The sequence below is a fragment of the Rufibacter sp. JT3400010 genome, assembly GCF_054956755.1.
Genome location: NZ_JBUDXA010000002.1, coordinates 147120 through 168753 on the forward strand (window position 1 = coordinate 147120; position 21634 = coordinate 168753).

A 21634-nucleotide genomic window follows, 5' to 3' on the forward strand; every position below is an offset into this window, starting at 1 on the left:
ATCCAGTAGTTGGCATACATATAAAATGAAAAGTTTCTTTGAAATAATAATCTGCTCAATTTTGATAATTTTCTTAACAGGTTGTTTATCCCCGTCACCGGCCGGATTTTGGGGTGATTTTCAAGAAGAGTACCAAGTAGAACATTTAAGCGACCAAGGGCCTTGGGGTGGCAAAAGGGTGATACATTGGGAAAAAGATAAAGGCACATTTACAAAGTCTGAAATTAATGGATTAGCCAAGGACAATGGTTGGGTATTAAAGAGCGATACAACATATGAGTCAAATATTACGGAAAAATGGGTTCAAGACAGAAAGCTTATTTTCCCACTTCATTGGAAAGGCTTGACTCCTAAATTCGATTTTTATTATTCAGGTTTTGAGGAATTTCCAAGATGGATTTCTGGTGATATTTCAGTTCTATCATATACAACAGATTATATCACCATTAACCTAGAGACTCAAGAACCAATTCATATAAATGGATTCATTATCCTAAATAAAAAACAAAATAAAATGACTCTCTACCATATGTGGGGAGAATAAAAAAACGAATGCCAACAACAGCTAAAAAGCACTAAAGCACTTTTTAGCTTAGAAACGTTATAAGCAATTTAGAGAATGAAAGAAATTGAAGACAGAGATATAATGCCAGACGAATTAGTTTCTGCTTTCGGCAGCTTGGACTATGAAGAAGAAGGTGGCCTATCTGTGCATTCGATTAAATACTTGGAAGACGAAGTTCACTTTAACTTTTCCCTTTTCATGGGAAAAATTGAGCCGCTTCAAGATGAATTTTGGCAACTAAGGATTCTTAATTATCGTGATTCTAAAATTGACATTGATAATCTAGGGAATTATTTCCGCTTTTATTCCGACCATTATCTGCTTAAAGAGTTCAATAACGTTAGTACAGACTTATATTTTAAAAAACAGGGTTTGAACCCAGAATTACTTTTTGCTGCGATTTACGAAATACACCACACCCGATTTAGGAATCTATTCTCTTTAGAAAAGTATATATATGAAGGCAACTTACTCGGTAGGTGCAGAATGGAAAGCGGTGTATTTGCTCGTGGGCCAAAATATATTTTGAATTACTATTTCAAAGAATTAGAGAAAGCAGGAAAAGAGCCTTATTATTTTGGAGAGTATGCCGCTAAAAAATGGAACGGCGAACAATTAGTTCCTTATGATAACGAGTTTAAATTAGCCTTACTTGGAGACACTTATTTTATAGGGCAAGATTTTGAATTTATACCTATAAAAAATAAAAACAGCTTATAACACTGTATATACAAAACCCTTGCTCCGCTACGGGCTTTGCATATACTAGACGTTACTTGTAATTAAAATGAGAATCCTTAAATCTATTCGACTTATATGGACTTTCTACTCAGCCTTTGCTATCGCTTCAGCGGTGATAACGTTGGCTTGTTTAAATGTATATATTGAGTCTGGTTTCAGGATTTTCCCAATCATCTTCTGGTTCAAGGCAGCGACACTAGGCGTGATGTTCTTATTTGTGAACAGCTACAAAAAGCATGAGTACTTCTATTACCAGAACCTAGGCATCTCCAAGGTTATTCTTTGGGCCTCTACTCTTGCATTTGACTTCTCACTGTTCCTATTCCTTAGCTTTTTGTCGCACAAAATTGTATGACCCACAGACTGGAGGCAGACAGCATTAGGCTAGAACTGGGCGGACGCCGAATTCTATCAGACATCTACCTAAAATGCGAGACAGGCAGAATAACAGGTCTGTTGGGCAGAAACGGATCAGGGAAGTCCTGCCTCATGAAGGTGATCCATGGCAGCATTGAATGCAGCCAATCTGTTCGTTTTGACGGGAAATACCAATCTGCGGCCTTTAAGCGCCCTGACTTACTGCTTTACCTGCCTCAGTTCAATTTCATACCCGCTGGACTTACCTTGAAACGGGTGTTCAGTGATTTTGGCCTTGATTACTCACTCTTTGAGAAGAGGTTCCCAGAGTTTAACTCCAGATACAGATCGAAAATTAAAAGTTTGTCGGGCGGTAGCCGTAGGCTGGTGGAAATATATGTCATAGTGAAATCAAGATCGCAGTTCGCTATGTTGGATGAGCCTTTTACTCACCTTAACCCAATACAGATTGAGAAAGTAAAAGAGTTCTTTATTGAAGAGAAGAACAACAAGGGCCTTCTGCTCACGGACCACATGTACAGGCACATCCTAGAAATAAGCGATAACTTGAATCTGCTTGTGAACGGAAGAATTCATTCTGTAAAATACCTTGAAGAAATAGAATCACTAGGATATGCCAGAATATAACAACTGCTAAAAAGCATTAAAGCGCTTTTTAGCCAAGTATGTTAAAAGCCCATCACTATAAAGCTACCCATAGCCCATATACCTATTCTAGCTATGATGTACTTCATTCAAGGAGAAGAAGATATTCTAGATAACCAGAGCCTATTACAATAAAGTGAAAGCTCCTAAGAAAGAGTTTGTGCTGGTACCGGGCGCTGCACACAGGCATAACCAATCTATCATTGAGGCGCAGTACAAGGTTGTCAGGAAAATTTCAGACCTTCCATGATAAACTTGTAAACCAATGTGTTACCTTGAGGGCACCTTCTGAAATGATGTATCTATCAAAAATATACTACTGTTATCATGAGCGGAAAATTTGAAGCGTCAAAAACCTCGGGTGCCCATTTCCAGCTAAGCAAGCTGGCTGGGGAATGGGAAGGCACGGCCAGGGTCTGGTTTGACCCTGCCAAGCTAGAAGATGAATCTCCTGTAAGCGGAACCATGAAGCCAATTCTAGACGGGAGATTTATCCTGCATGAATACAAGGGAAGCTTCAAAGGAGAACCAATTACGGGTATGGCCATTTACGGGTATCACCTGGAACTGGAAAAATTCCAGTGTGCCTGGGTTGACTCCTTCCATAATGGAACGGCCATCATGTTCTCAGAAAGCCAAAAAGGGGAGAAAGACGTGTCGGTGTTGGGCAGCTATGCGTACGTAACGCCCGAAATGGAACAGCACTGGGGGTGGCGCACCAACCTAGAGTTCCGCAGCGATGATGAACTAGTAATCACCGCTTACAATATCTCCCCGGAAGGTGAAGAATCAAAAGCAACAGAAACCGTTTACCGCAGGGTTCAGTAACGCGTTTTTAAAGAAAATCAGTACCTCTAACTTCAAGCAATATGGGAACCACTCCTTTCTTATTTATTGGCAGCATTGGTCTAGGTGAAATACTAATCCTGCTGGTCATTTTCGTGATTCCCGTGGTCCTCTGGATTTGGGCTACTATTGATTTGCTTACCGGCAAGTTTGCCAACAGCGTAGAAAAACTGATTTGGCTTATTGTCATTGTCTTTATTCCGGTGCTGGGGGCTATTCTGTATTTGATGATCGGCCGAAGGCAGAAACTGAGATCGCCTATTCTATAACAGTACATATCGCTCTTACTTAGGCTTGCAGCCGAAGTAAGATTACCTTACTGCTTCGGGGGTATATTCAAGAAAACAGCTTAAAAACAGCTTCGCCCACTGATGCCAGGAGTATCAGTGGGCGAAGCTGTTTTGAGGGAAGGATATTATGCCTTTATCTTAGAATAAGGGAATTTCTTGGAGGCTTTGCGCATGATGGTGGTAATGATGGTATTGGTATCACTGCCTAAGCCTCTGGAAAGGCTTTTCTCATATTTCCAGAGCAGTTCACCAGAAGTACCGTCATAGATATTGATGGCAGTCTTACCAGAGTTGGTGGCACCATAGAAGCCTACGGCCAGGCCAAGCGCCAGCGATGCACCGTCAGACATGGGTTTATCTGTAGTGAAGGTGCCGGTGATCACGCCGTCTACACCCAGAACTTTAGATAACTCAGCGGGCGTGAAGCTTTTGATGTTCTCGGCGGTGATGTTGTTTTTCAACAGCTTGGCGTTGGTGGTGGCCGCGTCCTGGAAAGAAACGGTGTAGTCGTCTTTGCTGCTTACTTTGAGAAAGTACGTTTGCAGGGCGCTTTGTACGGCCAGGCCTTCGTTCTGCTCCATTTCCTTGATGCGCTCCGGCGTCATGGTTTTCATCTGGTTCGGCCGCAGGCCGATACGCGCCTCAAAAGGCAGAATAGCAATGGTCTTGTGCTGCTTGGCCAGGTTCTCAAAGGCCGGGTTGGTGTAGATTTCCTTTGTTTGGGCCGATGCGCCCAGGCTCAGGAACAGCGCCACTAAAACGAGTAATGCAGAAGTAACTTTCATGGTGTGTAAGATTGAAATGAAGGGTTAAAAAATATGGAATAGATGTTTTACTGTGTACAAATGGAATGCTACGGCTCTACGGCTTGACTTTGGCGTACGGGAGTTGCCGGGTTGCTTTGCGGGTAATAGCCCTAATGATGTGGTGCGTGTCACTCCCAATGCCGCGGGAGAGCACTTTGTCATAACTCCACAGCAGGTCGCCAGAGGCGCCGTCATAGATTTTCATCATGGTGTTGCCCGTGTTGGTAGGCCCGGCGCCGCTCACATAAGGCGTGTAGAAGAACGTGTACAACGCCACTGCGGCGGCCACCGCCGTAGAAACCGGCTTGTCGGTGGTAAGCGAACCCACCAGCACGGCATCTACCCCCAGCAGTTGCGCCAGCTCGGTGGGCGTATAGGTCTGGAGTTCCTCGGGCTGAATGTCATGCTCCTTTAAGATGGAATTGGTCACGTTCACATCCTGCACAGCCACTTGCAGGCCGTTTTTGGTTGCCTTTTTCAGAAAATGGACCTGAAACGCACTCTGCACGGCCCGCCCGTGCCGCAACTCCAGGGCATATAACTGCTCAGGTGTGAAGCGGCGCATTTGCACGGGCCTCAGGCCCACCTGCACATCAAAGGGTAAAATAGCAATGGTTTTATGGTGCTTGGCCGCCGCCTGAAAAGCCGGACTGGTGTAGATGTTTCTGGAGGTGTTGCAACTGCCCAGCCCCACTACCAACAGCACTACCAAGCCCAGAAACACATTTTTCGTTTTCATTGTGTTTTGCTGATTCTTCCTTTTCATAAGGCTTTTCTTCTTTTCCGACTTTCCTGGAATAACTTTCGTCTATAGGAACAGGTTAAGCAAGTGCACCCATTCTGCCCGCATGAAACTCCATCTCCAGATACCCGTCGCCCAGAATTACCGGGCCGTTCTTGAAGGTTTTACAGTAGACCTGTTCAGGGCCCTTTCACCCCCATTCCCCCGGTTAAAAATTTTGCGTTTCGAGGGCAGTTTCCCCGGCAATAGGGTCGAGATTGAGTTACAGGCCGGCCCCCTCAAACGCCGCTGGACCAGCCTCATCACCGAACGGCACGTAACCGACCGTGAAGCCTGGTTTATAGACGAAGGCCAGGAACTACCGGCTCCCCTCACGTTCTGGCGGCACAAGCACCTCATTACCCACGAAGGCTCGCACAGCGTCATCCATGAGCTAATTGAGTATAAGACTGGCTTCCGGGCGTTAGATGTGCTGCTGTACCCCATCTTCTATGCCCAGTTTTCGGCTAGAGGGCCGGTGTACCGGAAGTTCTTCGGGAAAGTAGCCTAGCGATTCAGGGCAGATTTCAGGAAAACCGGATTAAAACAGCCTTCCGGCAGCAAACGGCTTTCAAACTTTTACACGTGGAACAGGTTATCTCCAGAAAAAAGCGGGAAACTGCGTAGATTGGCAGCATGGCAAAAGCAGTAGTGATTGGGTCTGGCATTGGCGGCATAGCGGCGGCGATTAGGCTGGCGGTGAAAGGCTATGCCGTGACGGTTCTGGAAGCGAACGCCTCCTATGGAGGGAAGATGACGCAGTTCACTCTGCCGGGCGGCTATCGCTTTGATGCCGGTCCGTCTTTGTTCACCTTGCCGCAGTTGGTAGATGACCTTTTCATGATAGCCGAAAGAAACCCGCAAGACTATTTCCGCTACCAGCGCCTGCCCATTGTCACGCAGTATTTCTGGCCCGATGGCACGCGCCTCGCCGCCCATGCCGCGGCCGATGATTTCGCCCGGGAAGTGGAAACCAAGCTAGGCGTTCCGCCGGAACGTTTACACCGTCATTTACAGAAAGTAGCCCGTTTATACCACGCCACCGCCAATACGTTCCTGCACAAGTCGCTGCACAAACTTGACACGTACCTGAGTGCTGATGTGCTGAAAACCCTTCCGGCCCTGCCGGAACTGGGCTTAACCACTACCATGCACGCCGCCAATGCCCGCGCTTTCTCAGACCCGCGCCTGGTGCAGTTGCTGGACCGGTACGCCACCTACAACGGCTCAGACCCTTACCAAGCCCCCGGCACCCTCAACCTGATTCCGCACCTGGAGTTTAACATTGGCGCGTTTTACCCCGAGGGCGGCATTTACGCCATTGCCCAAAGTCTGGTAAAGCTAGGGGAGGAGTTGGGCGTGGCCTTCCGCTACAACGAACCCGTGCAGGAAATCATCACCCAAGGCAGCCGAGCTACCGGCGTACGAACCGGAAAAGAAACGTACCTGGCAGACGTGGTAGTCAGCAACATGGACGTAGTGCCCACTTACCGGAAACTGCTGCCCAAACAACCTGCCCCTGAGCGGACTTTGAAACAACCGCGCAGCAGTTCGGCCCTTATTTACTACTGGGGCATCTCGCGCACCTTCCCCGAACTGGACTTGCACAACATCTTTTTCAGCCAGAACTACCGGCAGGAATTTGAGCACATCTTCCAGAAAGGCACCGTGGCTGAAGACCCTACCGTGTACGTGAATATCACCTCTAAATACACGCCAGAAGATGCCCCCGCCGGGCACGAAAACTGGTTTGTGATGGTAAACGTGCCGCACAACGCCGGGCAGAACTGGGAAGAACTCATTCAGCAAACCCGACAAAGTGTGCTCCGGAAAGTAAGTCAGGCCTTGGGAACCGATATCGCCTCGCTTATTACCACCGAGAAAGTCTGGGACCCGCGCGGCATTGAAGCAGACACGTCTTCCTTTGCGGGGGCCTTGTACGGCAGTTCTTCCAACAACAGGATGGCGGCTTTCCTGCGGCACCCTAACTTCACCAGCAAACTTAAGGGCCTGTACTTTGTAGGTGGCAGCGTACATCCGGGTGGTGGCATTCCGCTTTGCCTGCTTTCTGCCAAAATCGCCGCAGATTTGGTGCCGGTTGCTGCTTCTGATGCGCAGGCGTAGGTTCTGCTTTAAGGGTTGTTTCCTGAAAAGAGGGTTGCAAACGGCATTGGCGCAGACGCTCGCAGGAGCTGCGCACACTACGAGGTCTTTTGAGTGGGCGTTCTTGCGGAAAACAGACTGAAAACGTGAAAACCTGTGAGGTCTTCGAGACCTCACAGGTTAGAATCGGCTGGCGCGAGACTCCAGTCTCGTGTCAAGGGATGAAGCGAGTCTCCATACTCGCCGGGAGCCACTAGCACCAGGGCCTACCATCAGTACGCTAGTTACGGAACCCAAAAAAACCGGATATACATCAGGAATGGAGAGTTCTTTGCCGCAAAGGCAATACCGCTTAACAGAAGCCTGTCTAATCTGCCCACAAGATCCTTCCAGGATGACAATGGAGGAATGACGCAGAACAAGAATGCAGCACTATTTTTACCTTTACTTCGTCGCTCTCCATTGCTCATCAGAAAAACCTGAGAATGCCCCACGCTAATTCCATTCGTAACGCTTTGCCGGTGGTGCTTCCTTTTGCGGGGTTGCTGGTGGCGCTGACGTGGTATGTGCGGGCCAATGGCTTTTTTTGGGATAGCATTCTGCTGGCCTCTAAATACGGCCAGTGGTATTATCAGACCCGCTTCACTACCTTGTTTGTGCCTGAGGCATTGGCGGGCTATCCGCCGTTGTTTGGGATGTATCTGGCGGCGGGGTGGCATCTGTTTGGGAAGACAGTGCAAGTGAGTCACTTTCTCATGTTGCCTTTTCTGCTGGGCATTGTCTGGCAAGTGTATTTATTGGGGAAGCGTTACTTGTCCCCAGCCTGGGTGTTTGGAGGCATGCTGCTCATCTTCCTGGATCCTACTTTGCTGGCCCAAAGCGCACAAGTGGCACCAGACATTGTGCTGCTGTTTCTCTATCTGGCCTGCTTGAATGCCATTTTGCAACATCGGGATTGGCTCCTGGCGGCGGCGTTGGTCTTTATGGCAATCCACACACCCCGAAGCCAGATCTTGTTAGTAGCTGTATTTCTCACGCATCTGCCTTTACGCTGGCCGCAAAGCAGAAAACCGTCTCTTGCGGAAGGGTTGAAATTGCTACACCCGTGTGTGCCCGCCGGGCTGCTGCTCGTTCTGTGGCTGGTACTCCATTACCAGCACTTCGGGTGGATTGGGTATGCGCCTGCTTCAGACTGGAGCGCGTATGCAGCAGTTGTCACTGCGCAAGGATTTGTGCGTAATCTGTTCTTGATTGGGTGGCGCTTGGTAGATTTCGGACGTATTGCGCTTTGGGTAACGGCGGTTATTCTATGCTGGCGGTTTAGAGGCTATTTTCCCGAAAAGACCCGAGAATTGCAGTTGTTACTGCTGGTTCCTTTGCTCACGTTAAGTTTGGTGTTAGGCTGGTTTACCAATCCCATTGGGCACCGGTACTGGCTGGTGGTGTACGTTCTTCTAGGGCTGTTCACCACGCATTTGGTAGCTCAGCTTCGGGCACAGAAAGTCCGGTTAACGGTGTATGTGGCGCTTGTGGTAAGTTTACTGAGTGGCCACTTCTGGGTATACCCCGAGGGAATTGCCAAAGGCTGGGATGCTTCCTTGGCCCACTTGCCTTATTTTACCCTTCGGCAGCAAATGATGGCCTATCTGGACCAGCAACAGATTCCGTGGGAGGAGGTGGGCAGTGATTTCCCCAACTTGGCTTCCCCGGCAGAGACAGATTTAAACAAAGACCAAAGGCGGTTTCAACCCAAGAATCTCTCTACGCAAGCCTACATTCTCTACTCCAACGTGTTCAATGGTTTCTCTGATCAGGAATTGGCAGAGCTTAACCGCCATTGGCTGGTGGTGCATGAACTACAGAAGGGGCAGGTGTTCCTGCGCTTGTACCAGAAAAAAACCTCAACTTCGCCGTCTCTTCCTTAAGCACAACATCTTTCACTCCCTGTTTCCTGTTTTAAACCAATTTTCAGGAAAGTGGGCCATATACACGTTTGCCTTGGCTCAAGTTTTAACGCTGCTTTGCCTTTTTCAGCAGAAAATGTAAATAAAGCGGAGCAGGAGGTAAAATATGCAGTTATTCTTCAACTTATAGGCCAATGACAGGAGAGAACCTGCTTGGCGCACTAGGTTCTTATCTAGAAAGTGCTATATTTGTTTAAGCCAAATCATGTAATTCTAAACTGTACCATGACCAAGGATGAGCTCTTGCGCACTGCCATGCGCTCCTTCTCTGCCAAAGGGGTGAAAGACCTGACAGAGCGGCGCCTCATGCAGGAGTTTGGTTTATCTGTAGAAGAGTTTAACCAGTCTTTTACAGATAAAGAAGACTTTTTGCGTCAGGCCGTAGAGCTATACCTGGCAGAGCAGAAGGAAGTGCAGAGCACCTTTCTGGTGGAGGGAGGCCATTCCATTGCAAAGCTCATGCAGGTCATCAAACACCACATTAACCTGCTGCTGCAAATTAATCCAGATTTCTTTATCCAGATTCAGTACCTGTATCCGCGCATCTGGACCCTGTACCTGCGGCACGCGCAAATGCATTCCTATTACGTGTTTTATGATTTGCTGAACACCGGCATTCAGGAACAGCTTTTCAGGCCAGGCCTTAACATTGAAGTAGTCACCAAAGTACTGTTGGAGCAGATAAACATTCTTTTGAACCACGCGCTTTTTCCGCCGCACCGCTACAACATGGCCGAAGTCTTCAGAGGCATTTTCCTGTATTACCTCAAGGGCATTTCCACAGAGAAAGGGAACAAAGAGCTGGAGAACTTTTTCTCCACCTTCTCTCTGTAATTCTACCTCAACCTACTTATTTTGTGTCTTAAGAACCTAATTCTGTTTTCCTTTACAGAAAAAGGTATCTTCGCAGCCCGCAATTTCTTTTGCGCGTAAAACCTCGTTCCAATCTGAATTCGTACTAATAAATGACTTTCAAGCAAACCGTTTTGCAGGAATTGCTCAACCTGATCAAGCAAGAAGGACTTGCTCATTTAAATGAACAGATCATCATTGACCGCGTTGATATCTCTTCGGCCACGTTCAGAGAATTCTTCAAAGGCATGGAGGATCTGGTAACCCAAGTGATACAATATGATTTGGAAGTCCGGAAGCAGGACCATGCACGTTTATTTGCGGCCCAACCCAGTCCGTTGAACCGGCTGCTGCTGATTGTGCAACTAGGTCTGGAGAGCCTACGCACGGCCCAGCCCACGCTGTTGATGGAGTTACAGCAAAACTACCCTGCCGCCTGGCAACTCTACTGGAGTCACTCCAATGAGTACACCACGCATCTGGTACATGATCTTCTGAACGAGGGCGTGCTCCAGAAAGAATTCCGCCGGGACCTGAACATTCAACTGGTCACTAAAATCATGCTGGAGCAGCTTTCCCTTATTGTGAATCCTGCTGTTTTCCCACCAGACCGCTTTAACCCGGCAGAAGTATTCCGAAGTATTTTCCTGTATTACATCAGAGGAATCTGTACCGAGGACAGCATGAAAAAGGCTGAGGATTTCTTCGCCAATTTAAAGTAACAACAAGCCACAACTTCTTACAAAAAAGAAAGCCTGCCCCTTGAGAGGAGCAGGCTTTCTTTTTAAACAACATAATTGGTCTATAGCTGATTAGCTAATAGAAACCCGTACCTTTTGGGTGAACTCGCGCAAAGCGGTTTTGAAATCCACGTTGTGGTCGCCCATGTGGTTCAAGATCCAGATGGCGCCAAATACGTGGGTCAGTTTCTCGCCTTCGTCAGAACCTTCAATTTCAAAGGCAGGCGTTTCTTCGTTGAGGAGTTGCTCTTCGGCTTCGCGCAGGCTGTCAATGGTCTGCGTTTCTACCAGTTTCTTGATAGCAGGTATTTTCATGGGTGTGTTACGCTAATTTACGAACCATTTCAATCACGAAATCTTCTTTGCTGGTAGCGGCACCTTCCACCAACTCACCGTTCTTGAAAACCGCAAAGTAAGGCAGATTGGTCACGCCGGCCAGTTTACGGGCTTCGGGGCTGGTTTCAGCATTTACGTCCAAAAACGCTACGTTCGCAAACTCTTCGTTAGCGGCCATCCGCTTGAACTTAGGAGAGAATAGACGGCAGTTGCCGCACCAGTCCGCAAAATATTTCACTACCACTCGCTCATTGCTTTTCAGCACCTCCTGGAAATCTGTATCTGTTGCTTGAATAATAGCCATGGTATTATATGTAGGTACATTTAAAAAAATGAATCAAGCGCAAAATTAGCGTTTTAGATTTATTTTCAGAAATAAAGGCCAAAAACAGGCGGTTCCTTTTTATTATGTAAAGACTGGGGTAAATTACCTTGTCTCCTGAAAGCGCCGCTTCTTGCTTAATTTTGTGCTTTCTACCGGCTTTACTTATTCCTTCGGCATGTTTTTTCACCGTTTTCCCAAAAGTATCTTCTTTCTGTTAGTGGCCTTAACGGGTCTGCTGGCAGCTTTCACCTCACCCGCCTGGCAGCAGAATGGCGTCATTGACAAAGTGATCTCCAAACTCACCACGCTGCACACCAAATACTCCCAAGAGAAGGTGTACTTGCACCTGGATAAACCGTATTACGCGGCGGGCGAAGACATCTGGTTCAAGGCCTATCTGGTTAACGCACACAACCACGTACCCAGCGAACTAAGCAAAGTATTGTATGTAGAGCTAATCACCCCAGAGAACACGTTCTACAAAACCACCGTGATTAGGCTGGACAAAGGCAAGGGCAACGGCGATTTCGCGTTACCAGATGACATTCCGGAGGGTACGTACCGCCTGCGGGCCTACACCAGCTGGATGCAGAACTTTGACGAGGCGTATTTTTTCCACCAGAACATCACCATCTGGAGCCCTCGTAAAACCGATGTGGTTACGTCCACCGCTTTCACGTTCAAACCGCAATCGGCCGGTGATTCAGTGTTGGTGAACCTGCGCCTGCTCAACTATCAGCAAAAGCCCATGGGGCAGACGTCCTTTACTTATTCCACCAACTTTGACAAAAAAGGAGACGCCAAGAAGATCACCACCTCCGCTGAGGGCAAATCTTTTCTGCGGCTGTTCCTGCCGCACAATGAAACCGCAAGCCCCAAGATCTTTCTGGCCATTGAGCAGCAGACGGGCAACCTGAACCGGACCATTACCGTTCCCGCGCCCAAAGAGAAGCTAGACGTGCAGTTCTTCCCCGAAGGCGGTAATCTGGTAGGCGGTCTCTGGAATGTGGTCGGTTTTAAGGCCGTAGACGCCAACGGGCTAGGGAAAGACGTGCAAGGCGCTATCTACAACAAGCAGGGCCAGAAAGTCATTGATTTCAAAAGCCTGAAGTTCGGGATGGGCCGCCTGGGCTTTATCCCTGAAGTCGGCCAACAATACACCGCCCGCATCACCTCGGCCAAAGGGGTTGCGCAGGAATATCCATTACCGGTTCCGCAGAAAAAAGGCTTTATTCTGTCAGTGGAAAACAAAACGGCGCCTACCATGCGCGTCAAATTCTACACGTTGGGCTTTAACCAGGACAGCGTGGGCAAACCCCAAGCCCTGCATTTAGTGGCCCAGGTGCGGGGCGAAGTGCTGTACGCGGCCTCCAGCCCTACGGCCCGCGAAGTTTTTCAGGTTGAGGTTCCTAAAAACAAGTTTCCGTCTGGCCTGGTGCAGTTCACGGTGTTCTCTGAGAAAGGCGAGCCGCTGGCCGAACGGCTGGTGTTTGTGAACCATGGTCCGCAGGTACAGATGAGCATCACGCCAGACAAGCCCGCCTACAAACCCCGCGAAAAAGTGACCTTGCAGGTACAGGCCAAAGACGAGACCGGCGCACCCGTAGCCGGAAACTTCTCCCTGGCCATCACCGACCAGAAAACGGTCACTCCCTCGCCCCACGCGGCTAATCTGGTGTCTTACCTGCTCCTGAGTTCAGATCTGAAAGGCCACGTAGAAGAACCTTCCTATTACTTTAGTTCAGCTTCGCCCGAAGTGGCCCTAGCCTTGGATAACCTTTTGCTCACCCAGGGCTGGCGGCGGTTTGTCTGGAAAGGCATTCTACAAGACAAATTCCCATCGTTGAACTATCTGGCCGAACGGGATCTATACGTGAGCGGCACCTTGACCAAAATTACCGGCCAGCCAGACGCCTACGCTGATATCACGCTCACGAACGGGAACAACCCTTTGAGCACCATCAAACTGCAGACCGATGACCGGGGTAAATTCCAGTTCAGTTTGGCCAGTTTTCCAGACACATCCTCCATTACCGTACAAGCTGCCAAGGCAGTAGCTATGCTGGAACTAGACAATAACTTACCGCAGATACAGGCTTTTCCGCAAGTACCGTATGAGCCTGTTCCGGCGCCGTATTCCAATGAAGTATGGGCGTATCTGCAACGCAACCGCGAGCAGTTGAAATTGGACCAGTTCTCTGGCAAAAGTGGTATCATGCTCCAGCAGGTGAACGTACGCGGCAGGAAACAGGAAGAATTCAAACCTGCCGCCGGCAGCCTCCACACCACCGCCGACCGGGTACTGAGAGGTTCAGAGCTCCCCAGAGGCGTGGACATCCTGCAAGGTTTGCAGGGAAGGGTAGCCGGTTTGCAGGTCACCAACGGACAGATAAGCATGCGGGGTGGGGGACAACCCTTGTTTCTAATGGATGGAATGCAAACAGATGCCTCCTTTATCCAGTCCTTGAACCCCAATGATGTAGAAGCAGTAGAAATCCTGAAACCGGGTGCTTCCTCGGCCATGTATGGCTCACAGGGTGGCAATGGGGTGATAGCTATTACCACCAAGAAAGGAGAGAAAAAAGACGGGAAATCTGGCCCTTCGGGGAAAATACCCGGCATGGCTACCTACCAGGGGCTGTATTTTCAGAAAGCGCGTGAGTTCTACCTGCCCCGGTATGACAAGCCAGATACCAGCAACGTGGTGATGCCAGACCTGCGCACCACGCTCTACTGGAACCCCAGAATACAGACAGACGCAACCGGCAAAGCCGAAGTCACCTTCTACACCGCCGACCAGAAAACCACTTACCGGGCTGTTCTGGAAGGCATGACCACCACCGGGAAATTAGGTCATTTCACGTCCACGTTCCAGGTGAGATAAGAGCATGTTTGAATTTTGGATTTGTAAGCGAAAACGGTTAGAGAAGGGTTCTGCGAAAGTAGTTTTTGAGCCTCGTAGCAGCGCTACGAAGGCGAGGAAAGCGGGAATGCAGGTTCTTGCTATAGCCGTTTGCAGCACGAAAGACAAATTTTAAACATGCTCTAAGAAGCTTTTTACTTTTTGGCAGCAGAATCTGGTTTGCTGCCAAACAACCCTCCCCGGCCTCGTCTGGAGACCTTGGTTTTAAGCGTAATCTGCTCAATGACTTTCTGCCGGGGAAAGGAAATGAGCCATACGCCCCGTACCTGCCCTTCCACAAAGCCATCGGGCTTGCCCTGCGCCGAGAACACCCTTAATTGCTCTAAGGTAGTGCCCGTGTAGTCCAGCAGGCTAGGTTCATCACAGCTGGCGCAGTTCCGCCGCCTGATGGCTATAGGACGCTGGTACTTAAAAAGACCTTCCAGCACCTCTAATTCTACCTTGGCAGTTGGTTCTCCCGAACCGGAGAGAAGCTTCTCCTGCGTTAAGAACTGCTTAACTTCGGCTTCAGTTTCGTTAGCAAAGTTCTGGCGTTTGAGTGTGGCGTTGTACCGTTGCAAGATGCTGCTCACGGTAGGCAGTTTGTCTGGCTGCGCCACGAACAATTCCTGCTCCTTGGGTTGTCCTTCGGCTAACTGCAGGAAAGCGCCTTCTATGAGTCTGATAATGGTGTCACCGGCCAGCAGCGCCTGTTTCTCCATGTCTCCCTGGGTAATGCGCTTCACCTTGTGGCGTTCGGCTTCTACGGCCATTTCTTTGCCTCGCTCTAGCTTCTCCGGCTCACAGGAACTAATGGTGAACAAGCTACAAATCAGGCAAACACAGTATAGGGTATGTTTTATCATGTGATCAGTTTCAACAATGGCACCACGTGCGCTCTTGTACAACAAAGATGGGGCTTGGGTTGGTCTTTCACAACGTAAACCTGCCAACTGCCTTTGAAGGTGGTGTACCCGGAATCAACATTCCCCGCCTTGGTTTCTTGTTTCTGGCCTTCTTTCCGGAAAACGGGCCTGAAATATGTAAGTGAACAGAAATAACTATATCTTCTCTCTTTGTCATCTTGGAAAGATCTTGTGAGCGAACTAGAAAAGCTGTAAGAAAACGCTTTTGCCGTTCGCCACCGAGATCCTTCCAGGATGACAAAATGTATATTTGTTCTGCTAAAAGAATGTTCTGCCAAAAAGAAGAGCCCGTTGCTTGGGCAACGGGCTCTTGAAAAGAAGAAAGCTTTTGGTACTCTCTGCTTATTTGTTTTGTAGTACTACTGGCTCGCCTAAACCTAAATCTTTTAAACCGGCCAACTGCGTTTTAGCATCACCTACTACTAAATACACCATTTTATTGGGATCAATGTAATTGTTGATGAGATTTTTGGCCTGTGCGTAGCTCAGGTTCTGGATGGCTTGCTCATCGCGTTGCAGGTAGTCGGTTGGCAGGTTGTAGGTGTTGATGGTTTCCAACAGACCTACCAGACTTCCCAAGGTTTCATAACCTAGCGCTGTTTGGCGCATGATAGCTCCTTTAGAGGTGTTCAGGTCTTCCTCGGTGTAGCTGGTGCCGTAGGTCTTCAGGATTTCATCCAGGGTTTGCAATGACTCCTTGGTCACATTGGTCCGCACGCTGGACGAAGCCATAAAGGCACCCGGGGCGGTTGGTCTTCGGGTGAAGGCCGAATAAGCGCCATAGGTATAGCCTTTCTGCAGGCGCAACACATTAAACAGGGTAGAGGCAGAACCGGCACCTAGTTTATGGTTGATGGCCTGCATCACCGGATACTCCGCAGAACCTACGGGTACGGCCAGGTAGCCCGCGTAAATCACGGATTGCTTCGCGTCTGGTTGGTCAATGAAGTACAGGCGGGCAGCCGGTTTGGTGGTAGCTGCCACTGGCGCAGGCAACGTTACGTTTTTAGGCGTCCATCTCTGCTCCAGGCTAGCCAATGCTTTGGTGACATCGGCTTGTTTCACGTTACCAGCCACCTGGAAACTGGCGACACTAGGCGAGAAGTTTTTCTGATAGTAGTCTTTCAGGTCTTGCAAGGTGATGCCTTGTACCGTCTGCATGGTGCCGTTGGTGGGGTAAGCGAAGCGGCTGTTTTCCCCGTACAACACTTTGTTGAACGCCAGGGACGCAACCGCCGATGGATTCGCCTGCATCTGTCTGATTTGGCTCATGGTCGCTTGCTTGGCCTTCGTGAACTCAGCTTCGTCCCAACGTGGTTCCAGCAGGATTTCTTCTACCAGTTTCATGACCTGCGGGAAATTGCGGGCCAGCGTGTTACCTGAGATGGTGATGTTCTCAGAAGAAGAACTCACGTTGATGAACGCGCCCAACTGCCCAATGGCTTCCTCCAACTGCTGCGGCGTCTTGTTTTTGGTGCCTTCCATGAGCATGGCGTCTACCAGAGCCGCCGTTCCAATTTTGGCAGGGTCATCCAGTTGCATCCCGCCTTTGATCTGAATACTGAACTGCACCAGCGGTAACTCGTTCTGCTCAATCCCAGAGACTTTCATGCCGTTCTTCAGTTGGGCCGTCCAGATAGGAGGAGCGGTGAACTTGAAGTTGTTGCTCAGCTCGGGCATCTTGCTGCGGTCAAATTTAGAGGCAGTTTTAGGGAAAGAAGTAGGCTCCTGACCGGTGTTGGCCCCTTCGGCCCCGGCCACTACTTTCTCTTCCACTACATCGGCTTTCACGGCACCTTTCACGGCCAGTTCTTCCTGTCCTTTGGGCACGAAGCTGGTCATGACGTAGGGCTTGCCTTTGATGTACTTGCGGTACACGTTCATGATGTCCTGCGCCGTCACGGCCTGGGTCATGGCAATTTCTTTCTGGGCATACCCTGGGTCTTTGGCAAACTCATTGTACTGGGCCAGTTGGAAGGCTTTGTTCAGGAGGCTCGCAATGCCGTTGTACAAGGCGGTTTCCTGCTTAATCTTGAGGCGATCCAGTTCTTTCTCATTCACGCCTTCTTTCTCAAACTTGTCCAGAGCCGCAAATACAGCCGCTTGTACATCATCCAGGTCTTTTTTGTCGAAGGCTCGTACGCGCATTCTGAAGGTACCGGCAATCTCGTTGGAGTTCTGGCTGGCCGAGGCTCCCGGCGCTAGTTTTCGGTCTTCCACAATGACTTTCTCAAACGGCGAGTTCTTGCCGTCAGATAATAAACTGCCCAGCATATCCAGCGCATAGGAGTCTTTGTGGTACTGCTCTACTGTGGGAAACACCAGGTTCAGCTCCGGCAGATTAGCGAAGTTATCCACGTGGAAAAGTGACTTGGTAGCCGTCAGTTTAGCGGGCATGGCAGGAAGCGCTTTGGGCTCAGGCTTGGTTTTCAGCTCGCCAAAGTATTTCTCAATCAGCTTCTTGGCCTCAGCCGATTCAAAGTCACCGGTCAACACCAAGGTAGCGTTGCTGGCGCCGTACCACTGGTTGTAGAATTCCTTCACATCTGCCAACGTAGCGTTCTGCAAATCTTCCAGCGACCCTATGACCTGCCAATGGTACGGGTGGTCTTTAGGGTACAAGTTTTGGTTAATTACGTACGAGGTGTGGCCGTAAGGAGCGTTGTCATAGCTCTGGCGTTTCTCGTTCTTCACTACCTGTTTCTCGTTCTCCAGGCCCCACTCACTCACGGTATTCACGAAGAAGCCCATGCGGTCAGACTCCAGCCAGAGCACGCGCTCCAAGGCATCTTTGGGGACCACCTCATAGTACACGGTTCCGTCTTCAAAGGTACCGCCGTTGAAGCTACCACCCACCTGGTTAATGGCTTTGATGAAGTTGCCCTTGCCCACGTTCTCTGAATTCTGGAACAGCATGTGCTCAAAGAAGTGCGCAAACCCGGTACGGCCCGGCTTCTCACGGTTAGAACCCACGTGGTACATGATGGCTACGGCCACTTTAGGGTCAGATTTGTCCTGGTGCAGCACTACATCCAGTCCGTTGGCCAGCTTGTACTTTTCAAACGGGAGTTTAAACTGCGGAGTAGCCGCCGAAGATTTGGCTGTGGTTTTGGCGATAGGCTTTTTTGTCGCCTGCGCCCACACGCTCGGCGATGCGCTTACCGCCATACTGCCCACCAGCACGGATAGGCAAGCGACTTTCAATCTTCTGTTCATGGTAAAATAAGGGTTTGGATTGTCTTAAGGCTTGTTTGAAAAAGTTGGCACTCTTATGTTAAATTAGTAGCGCTCACAGCTTAATTATTACAAGAACTACACCGCTTTTTCCGGCTTTACTTCGTTTAAGATTAGGTTAGTTTTCCTAAAATCAAGGCATAAACATCCTTGCCTGTAAACCCCGGCAAATTAGCCTTTCTTCCGGTTCTTTTCAGGAGAAAGTGTATATTACACTTTTCATATGCTTCAAACAGGTCTTCTCCTTTTAGGCTTTCTTTCCTAAAAGTAGGACTAAAAGGAAGTCTTTTCAAGAGAATAGTTGTTAGAAGAATGTTAAAATCCACTTAAGAGTAAGTGCCTTCGGGCTAGCTGTTACTGTACTTGCATGAAAAATAGAAAGCTTATCTTGTTCCTCTTCTGCCTGGGGACTTTGTTAGCCTGGACCGCCCTTTGCCTCACGTATTTTACCACCGGCCGCATAGAGTGGCTTCGGTTGCTAACCTTCTTGGTGTCGGGTATATTGGCGTATATTGTGTATCAACGTAAATGAAAAAGTCCATCTTTCTTCTCTTTCTTTGGTGGATAAGTGTTACCTCTGCCTGGGCGCAGACCCATATTCCTAAAAACCAGTATGGATTACCGGTAGTGACTACCACCGCCTTGTACCAGAAACTGGTGGCGCAAGACCCCGCACAGGAATTAGTAGAGCTGAAGTCTTATATACCCGGGCTGGTGCTGGATATCAAATATGCCACGGCAGATAATCTGGTAAAAGAGCCGGTGTATAAAATTGCCGCAGCGTACGCCCGTAAACCCGTGGCAGATGCCCTGAAGAAAGTTCAGGCCGACCTGAAGCCCTTGGGCTTGGGCCTCAAGATTTATGATGGGTACCGCCCGTACCAGGTCACGGTGCTTTTCTTTAAAAAAGTGAAGGAGAAAGACTACGTGGCTAACCCGAAAGACGGCTCACGGCATAACCGTGGTTGCGCCATTGACTTGACCATTATTCGGCTTAAAGACGGAAAGGAGTTGGAAATGCCTACTCCGTATGATGCCACAGTGGTACAGTCCCACCCAGATTATCCACATGTGTCTGCGCAGGTGAAGAAAAACCGGGCCTTGCTTATCAACACCATGCAACGGCACGGTTTTACGGTTTTCCACAATGAGTGGTGGCATTATGATTTTAAAGACTGGCCCAAGTACCCGCTCATGGATATCAGGTTTGAAGACCTGAAAGCCCTAAAAAAGTAAGGAAACGCTGCGGTTTTAACTCTATTTTCCGGAAAACAACCCAAAAAAGGAGGAGAGCCGGAAAAAACTTGTAGAATATAGCGAAAGGACGTTATTTGCTGATTCAGACCTGCAAACCCTTTCTCTTTGCTATGAAAGCACCTTTCCTCCTGAAGCAATTCGCCTTGTCAGCGGTCTTGCTTTTCCTTTTCATTTCTTCGGGCTACGCCCAGCCTTCTCCTAAACGGGAGTTCAGGGGCGTCTGGATTGCCACCGTCGCGAACATTGACTGGCCTAGCCAGCAGGGCCTTTCCCCGGCCACCCAGATGCAGGAATTCCGCTATATTCTGGACGAGCACCAGAAAACCGGCATCAATGCCGTAGTGGTGCAGGTGCGCCCTACCACCGATGCCCTGTACCGCAGCAGCAAAGAACTATGGTCGCACTGGCTGACGGGCAAGCAGGGCCAGGCACCTAATCCGCCGTATGATCCTTTGACATTTCAGATTGCCGAAGCGCACCAGCGGGGCATGGAGTTTCACGCCTGGTTTAACCCGTACCGAGCCACGCATGATACCATCAGCGCCAATATTTCTCCACAACATATCACCAAGACCAAGCCTGAATGGTTTATCACCTACGGTGGCAAAAAGTACTTCAAACCGGGTTTGCCCGAGGTGCGGGCCTACATTATCAACATCATCATGGACGTGGTGCGCAACTATGACATAGACGCGGTGCATTTTGATGATTATTTTTACCCGTATCCAACCAAAGACCCGTACCCAGATGACGAGGACTTTGCCAAATACGGCTCCGGTTTCGCCAACAAAGCCGACTGGCGGCGCTACAATGTGGACGAGGTCATCAGGGTTTTGTCTGACAGCATCAAGAAAGAGAAGCCGTACGTGAAATTCGGGATTAGTCCGTTTGGCATCTGGCGCAATGTTTCCCAGGACCCACGCGGTTCAGACACCAAAGGCGGCATCAACAACTATGACGATTTGTACTCAGATGTGCGCGGCTGGCTGGAGAAAGGCTGGATAGACTATAACGTACCACAAATCTACTTCCACATAGGCTACCCTATTGCAGATTATGCCAAGATCCTGGACTGGTGGACGAAGAACAGCTTCGGGAAGCACACCTATATTGGGGTGGGCACTTACAAGGTGAACAGCGAACCCAAGTTTAAAGAATGGCAAGACCCGCTGGAAGCCGGGCGCCAATTGCGTTTGGGCCGCGCCACGCCCAATGCGCAAGGGCAGGTGTATTTCAGCTCTAAATCAGTAATGAACAACCCCTTGGGTGTGCAGGACAGTTTGCGCCAGCATTTCTATAAAAACCTGGCTCTGTTGCCCACCATGTCGTGGCTGGACAGCATTCCGCCAATGGCTCCCTCAGATTTAAAAATACACAACTCTCTGGAAGGAGTTTCCTTGCGGTGGAAAGCGCCGGCCGCAGCTTCAGACGGGAATACGGCCCGCTACTACGTGGTGTATCGGGTGCTGAAAGGGCAAAAGATCAATCTAGAGAACCCAGCCCACATGCTAGCCATTCATAACGGAGAGCCTACTTATACAGACACCTCGGCGAAAGCCGGAGAGCGCTATACCTATGCTGTAACGGCCGTTGACCGCCTGCACAATGAAAGCAGCCTTTCTAATGCTGTAGGAGGGAAGCGAAAGAAGTAATAATTAATGTGCTAATGGATTAATGTGCTGATGTGCTAATTTTATGAAGGGCAAACATCTTATATAAATATTACTTGATTGTTATGCTTTAGCATCTATGGCGCGGAAGTTACTTCCGTGACTTTCCTTTGATTCATTCACAAGTCACAGAAGTAACTTCCGCACCATAGTATGCAGATTTTAATTGATATTGGTCTAAACACTTCATTAACCTATAATTCCCTCTTGGGAGGATTTGGGATGGGTTCCCTTCCTAAAATCATCTCTAATTTGACAAAGTAGTTTTGGCGG

The 21634-nt window shown here is 49.1% G+C and carries 19 protein-coding genes; 13 read left to right on the top strand and 6 right to left on the bottom strand.

From position 1 onward, the window contains the following. Positions 1-25 precede the first annotated feature (25 nt). The 5 genes from ACY0JR_RS02445 to ACY0JR_RS02465 all read left to right on the top strand — a co-directional run bounded on the left by ACY0JR_RS02445 (position 26) and on the right by ACY0JR_RS02465 (position 3444). A complete protein-coding gene (locus ACY0JR_RS02445) occupies positions 26-544 on the top strand; it encodes a hypothetical protein (protein ID WP_462632250.1) in 519 nt (172 codons plus the stop codon). 75 nt (positions 545-619) lie between these two features. Continuing rightward, positions 620-1285: a hypothetical protein gene (locus tag ACY0JR_RS02450; RefSeq protein ID WP_462632251.1), complete on the top strand. Its 666-nt coding sequence runs from the start codon at positions 620-622 to the stop codon at positions 1283-1285. 372 nt (positions 1286-1657) lie between these two features. Continuing rightward, the gene (locus ACY0JR_RS02455) at positions 1658-2311 is read left to right on the top strand and encodes an ATP-binding cassette domain-containing protein (RefSeq protein WP_462632252.1); all 654 of its coding nucleotides are present in this window, start codon (positions 1658-1660) and stop codon (positions 2309-2311) included. A 345-nt stretch (positions 2312-2656) separates the two neighbouring features. Further along, positions 2657-3157, top strand: coding sequence for a DUF1579 domain-containing protein (locus ACY0JR_RS02460; RefSeq protein WP_462632253.1), 501 nt, complete (start codon positions 2657-2659; stop codon positions 3155-3157). 41 nt (positions 3158-3198) lie between these two features. Further along, positions 3199-3444, top strand: coding sequence for a PLDc N-terminal domain-containing protein (locus tag ACY0JR_RS02465; protein ID WP_462632254.1), 246 nt, complete (start codon positions 3199-3201; stop codon positions 3442-3444). Positions 3445-3590: 146 nt separating this feature from the next. Here the strand turns inward: ACY0JR_RS02465 and ACY0JR_RS02470 are convergent, their stop codons facing one another. Beyond that, a complete protein-coding gene (locus ACY0JR_RS02470; RefSeq protein WP_462632255.1) occupies positions 3591-4250 on the bottom strand; it encodes a hypothetical protein in 660 nt (219 codons plus the stop codon). Between the two features lie 76 nt (positions 4251-4326). Continuing rightward, positions 4327-5010: a hypothetical protein gene (locus ACY0JR_RS02475; protein WP_462632256.1), complete on the bottom strand. Its 684-nt coding sequence runs from the start codon at positions 5008-5010 to the stop codon at positions 4327-4329. A 109-nt stretch (positions 5011-5119) separates the two neighbouring features. Here ACY0JR_RS02475 and ACY0JR_RS02480 point away from each other — a divergent pair, with 109 nt between their 5' ends. From ACY0JR_RS02480 to ACY0JR_RS02500, 5 genes are all read left to right on the top strand, one after another. Continuing rightward, a complete protein-coding gene (locus ACY0JR_RS02480; protein ID WP_462632257.1) occupies positions 5120-5563 on the top strand; it encodes an SRPBCC family protein in 444 nt (147 codons plus the stop codon). A 125-nt stretch (positions 5564-5688) separates the two neighbouring features. Next, a complete protein-coding gene (gene crtD / locus ACY0JR_RS02485; protein ID WP_462632259.1) occupies positions 5689-7176 on the top strand; it encodes a 1-hydroxycarotenoid 3,4-desaturase CrtD in 1488 nt (495 codons plus the stop codon). Between the two features lie 464 nt (positions 7177-7640). Beyond that, entirely contained in the window at positions 7641-9080 is a 1440-nt protein-coding gene (locus tag ACY0JR_RS02490) for a hypothetical protein (protein WP_462632260.1), read from the top strand. A gap of 264 nt (positions 9081-9344) precedes the next feature. Continuing rightward, a complete protein-coding gene (locus ACY0JR_RS02495; RefSeq protein ID WP_462632261.1) occupies positions 9345-9953 on the top strand; it encodes a TetR/AcrR family transcriptional regulator in 609 nt (202 codons plus the stop codon). Positions 9954-10084: 131 nt separating this feature from the next. After that, entirely contained in the window at positions 10085-10693 is a 609-nt protein-coding gene (locus ACY0JR_RS02500; RefSeq protein ID WP_462632262.1) for a TetR/AcrR family transcriptional regulator, read from the top strand. Positions 10694-10783: 90 nt separating this feature from the next. Here ACY0JR_RS02500 and ACY0JR_RS02505 read toward each other — a convergent pair whose 3' ends face one another. Both ACY0JR_RS02505 and ACY0JR_RS02510 read right to left on the bottom strand, forming a co-directional pair. After that, positions 10784-11026, bottom strand: coding sequence for a DUF6952 family protein (locus ACY0JR_RS02505; protein WP_462632263.1), 243 nt, complete (start codon positions 11024-11026; stop codon positions 10784-10786). Positions 11027-11033: 7 nt separating this feature from the next. Further along, positions 11034-11351, bottom strand: coding sequence for a thioredoxin family protein (locus ACY0JR_RS02510; protein WP_462632264.1), 318 nt, complete (start codon positions 11349-11351; stop codon positions 11034-11036). Positions 11352-11502: 151 nt separating this feature from the next. On the opposite strand from ACY0JR_RS02510, the gene ACY0JR_RS02515 reads away from it, so the two are divergent. Then, positions 11503-14256 (top strand): TonB-dependent receptor plug domain-containing protein, encoded by a 2754-nt coding sequence (locus ACY0JR_RS02515; protein ID WP_462632266.1) that lies wholly within the window; start codon positions 11503-11505, stop codon positions 14254-14256. 173 nt (positions 14257-14429) lie between these two features. Here ACY0JR_RS02515 and ACY0JR_RS02520 read toward each other — a convergent pair whose 3' ends face one another. Continuing rightward, on the bottom strand, positions 14430-15140 hold the full coding sequence (locus tag ACY0JR_RS02520; RefSeq protein WP_462632268.1) for a hypothetical protein: 711 nt from the start codon (positions 15138-15140) through the stop codon (positions 14430-14432). 402 nt (positions 15141-15542) lie between these two features. Further along, entirely contained in the window at positions 15543-18416 is a 2874-nt protein-coding gene (locus tag ACY0JR_RS02525; RefSeq protein ID WP_462632269.1) for a M16 family metallopeptidase, read from the bottom strand. A 546-nt stretch (positions 18417-18962) separates the two neighbouring features. Here ACY0JR_RS02525 and ACY0JR_RS02530 point away from each other — a divergent pair. Both ACY0JR_RS02530 and ACY0JR_RS02535 read left to right on the top strand, forming a co-directional pair. Next, positions 18963-19670: a M15 family metallopeptidase gene (locus tag ACY0JR_RS02530; RefSeq protein ID WP_462632270.1), complete on the top strand. Its 708-nt coding sequence runs from the start codon at positions 18963-18965 to the stop codon at positions 19668-19670. A 131-nt stretch (positions 19671-19801) separates the two neighbouring features. Continuing rightward, on the top strand, positions 19802-21343 hold the full coding sequence (locus tag ACY0JR_RS02535) for a glycoside hydrolase family 10 protein (RefSeq protein ID WP_462632271.1): 1542 nt from the start codon (positions 19802-19804) through the stop codon (positions 21341-21343). Positions 21344-21634: the final 291 nt, after the last annotated feature.

Coding starts and splice junctions, on each gene's coding strand:
- ACY0JR_RS02535 (WP_462632271.1), top strand. CDS start 19,802: ATGAAAGCACCTTTCCTCCTGAAGCAATTCGCCTTGTCAGCGGTCTTG.
- crtD (WP_462632259.1), top strand. CDS start 5,689: ATGGCAAAAGCAGTAGTGATTGGGTCTGGCATTGGCGGCATAGCGGCG.
- ACY0JR_RS02510 (WP_462632264.1), bottom strand. CDS start 11,351: ATGGCTATTATTCAAGCAACAGATACAGATTTCCAGGAGGTGCTGAAA.
- ACY0JR_RS02480 (WP_462632257.1), top strand. CDS start 5,120: ATGAAACTCCATCTCCAGATACCCGTCGCCCAGAATTACCGGGCCGTT.
- ACY0JR_RS02505 (WP_462632263.1), bottom strand. CDS start 11,026: ATGAAAATACCTGCTATCAAGAAACTGGTAGAAACGCAGACCATTGAC.
- ACY0JR_RS02500 (WP_462632262.1), top strand. CDS start 10,085: ATGACTTTCAAGCAAACCGTTTTGCAGGAATTGCTCAACCTGATCAAG.
- ACY0JR_RS02490 (WP_462632260.1), top strand. CDS start 7,641: ATGCCCCACGCTAATTCCATTCGTAACGCTTTGCCGGTGGTGCTTCCT.
- ACY0JR_RS02445 (WP_462632250.1), top strand. CDS start 26: ATGAAAAGTTTCTTTGAAATAATAATCTGCTCAATTTTGATAATTTTC.
- ACY0JR_RS02525 (WP_462632269.1), bottom strand. CDS start 18,416: ATGAACAGAAGATTGAAAGTCGCTTGCCTATCCGTGCTGGTGGGCAGT.
- ACY0JR_RS02520 (WP_462632268.1), bottom strand. CDS start 15,140: ATGATAAAACATACCCTATACTGTGTTTGCCTGATTTGTAGCTTGTTC.
- ACY0JR_RS02470 (WP_462632255.1), bottom strand. CDS start 4,250: ATGAAAGTTACTTCTGCATTACTCGTTTTAGTGGCGCTGTTCCTGAGC.
- ACY0JR_RS02455 (WP_462632252.1), top strand. CDS start 1,658: ATGACCCACAGACTGGAGGCAGACAGCATTAGGCTAGAACTGGGCGGA.
- ACY0JR_RS02475 (WP_462632256.1), bottom strand. CDS start 5,010: ATGAAAACGAAAAATGTGTTTCTGGGCTTGGTAGTGCTGTTGGTAGTG.
- ACY0JR_RS02450 (WP_462632251.1), top strand. CDS start 620: ATGAAAGAAATTGAAGACAGAGATATAATGCCAGACGAATTAGTTTCT.
- ACY0JR_RS02460 (WP_462632253.1), top strand. CDS start 2,657: ATGAGCGGAAAATTTGAAGCGTCAAAAACCTCGGGTGCCCATTTCCAG.
- ACY0JR_RS02530 (WP_462632270.1), top strand. CDS start 18,963: ATGAAAAAGTCCATCTTTCTTCTCTTTCTTTGGTGGATAAGTGTTACC.
- ACY0JR_RS02495 (WP_462632261.1), top strand. CDS start 9,345: ATGACCAAGGATGAGCTCTTGCGCACTGCCATGCGCTCCTTCTCTGCC.
- ACY0JR_RS02465 (WP_462632254.1), top strand. CDS start 3,199: ATGGGAACCACTCCTTTCTTATTTATTGGCAGCATTGGTCTAGGTGAA.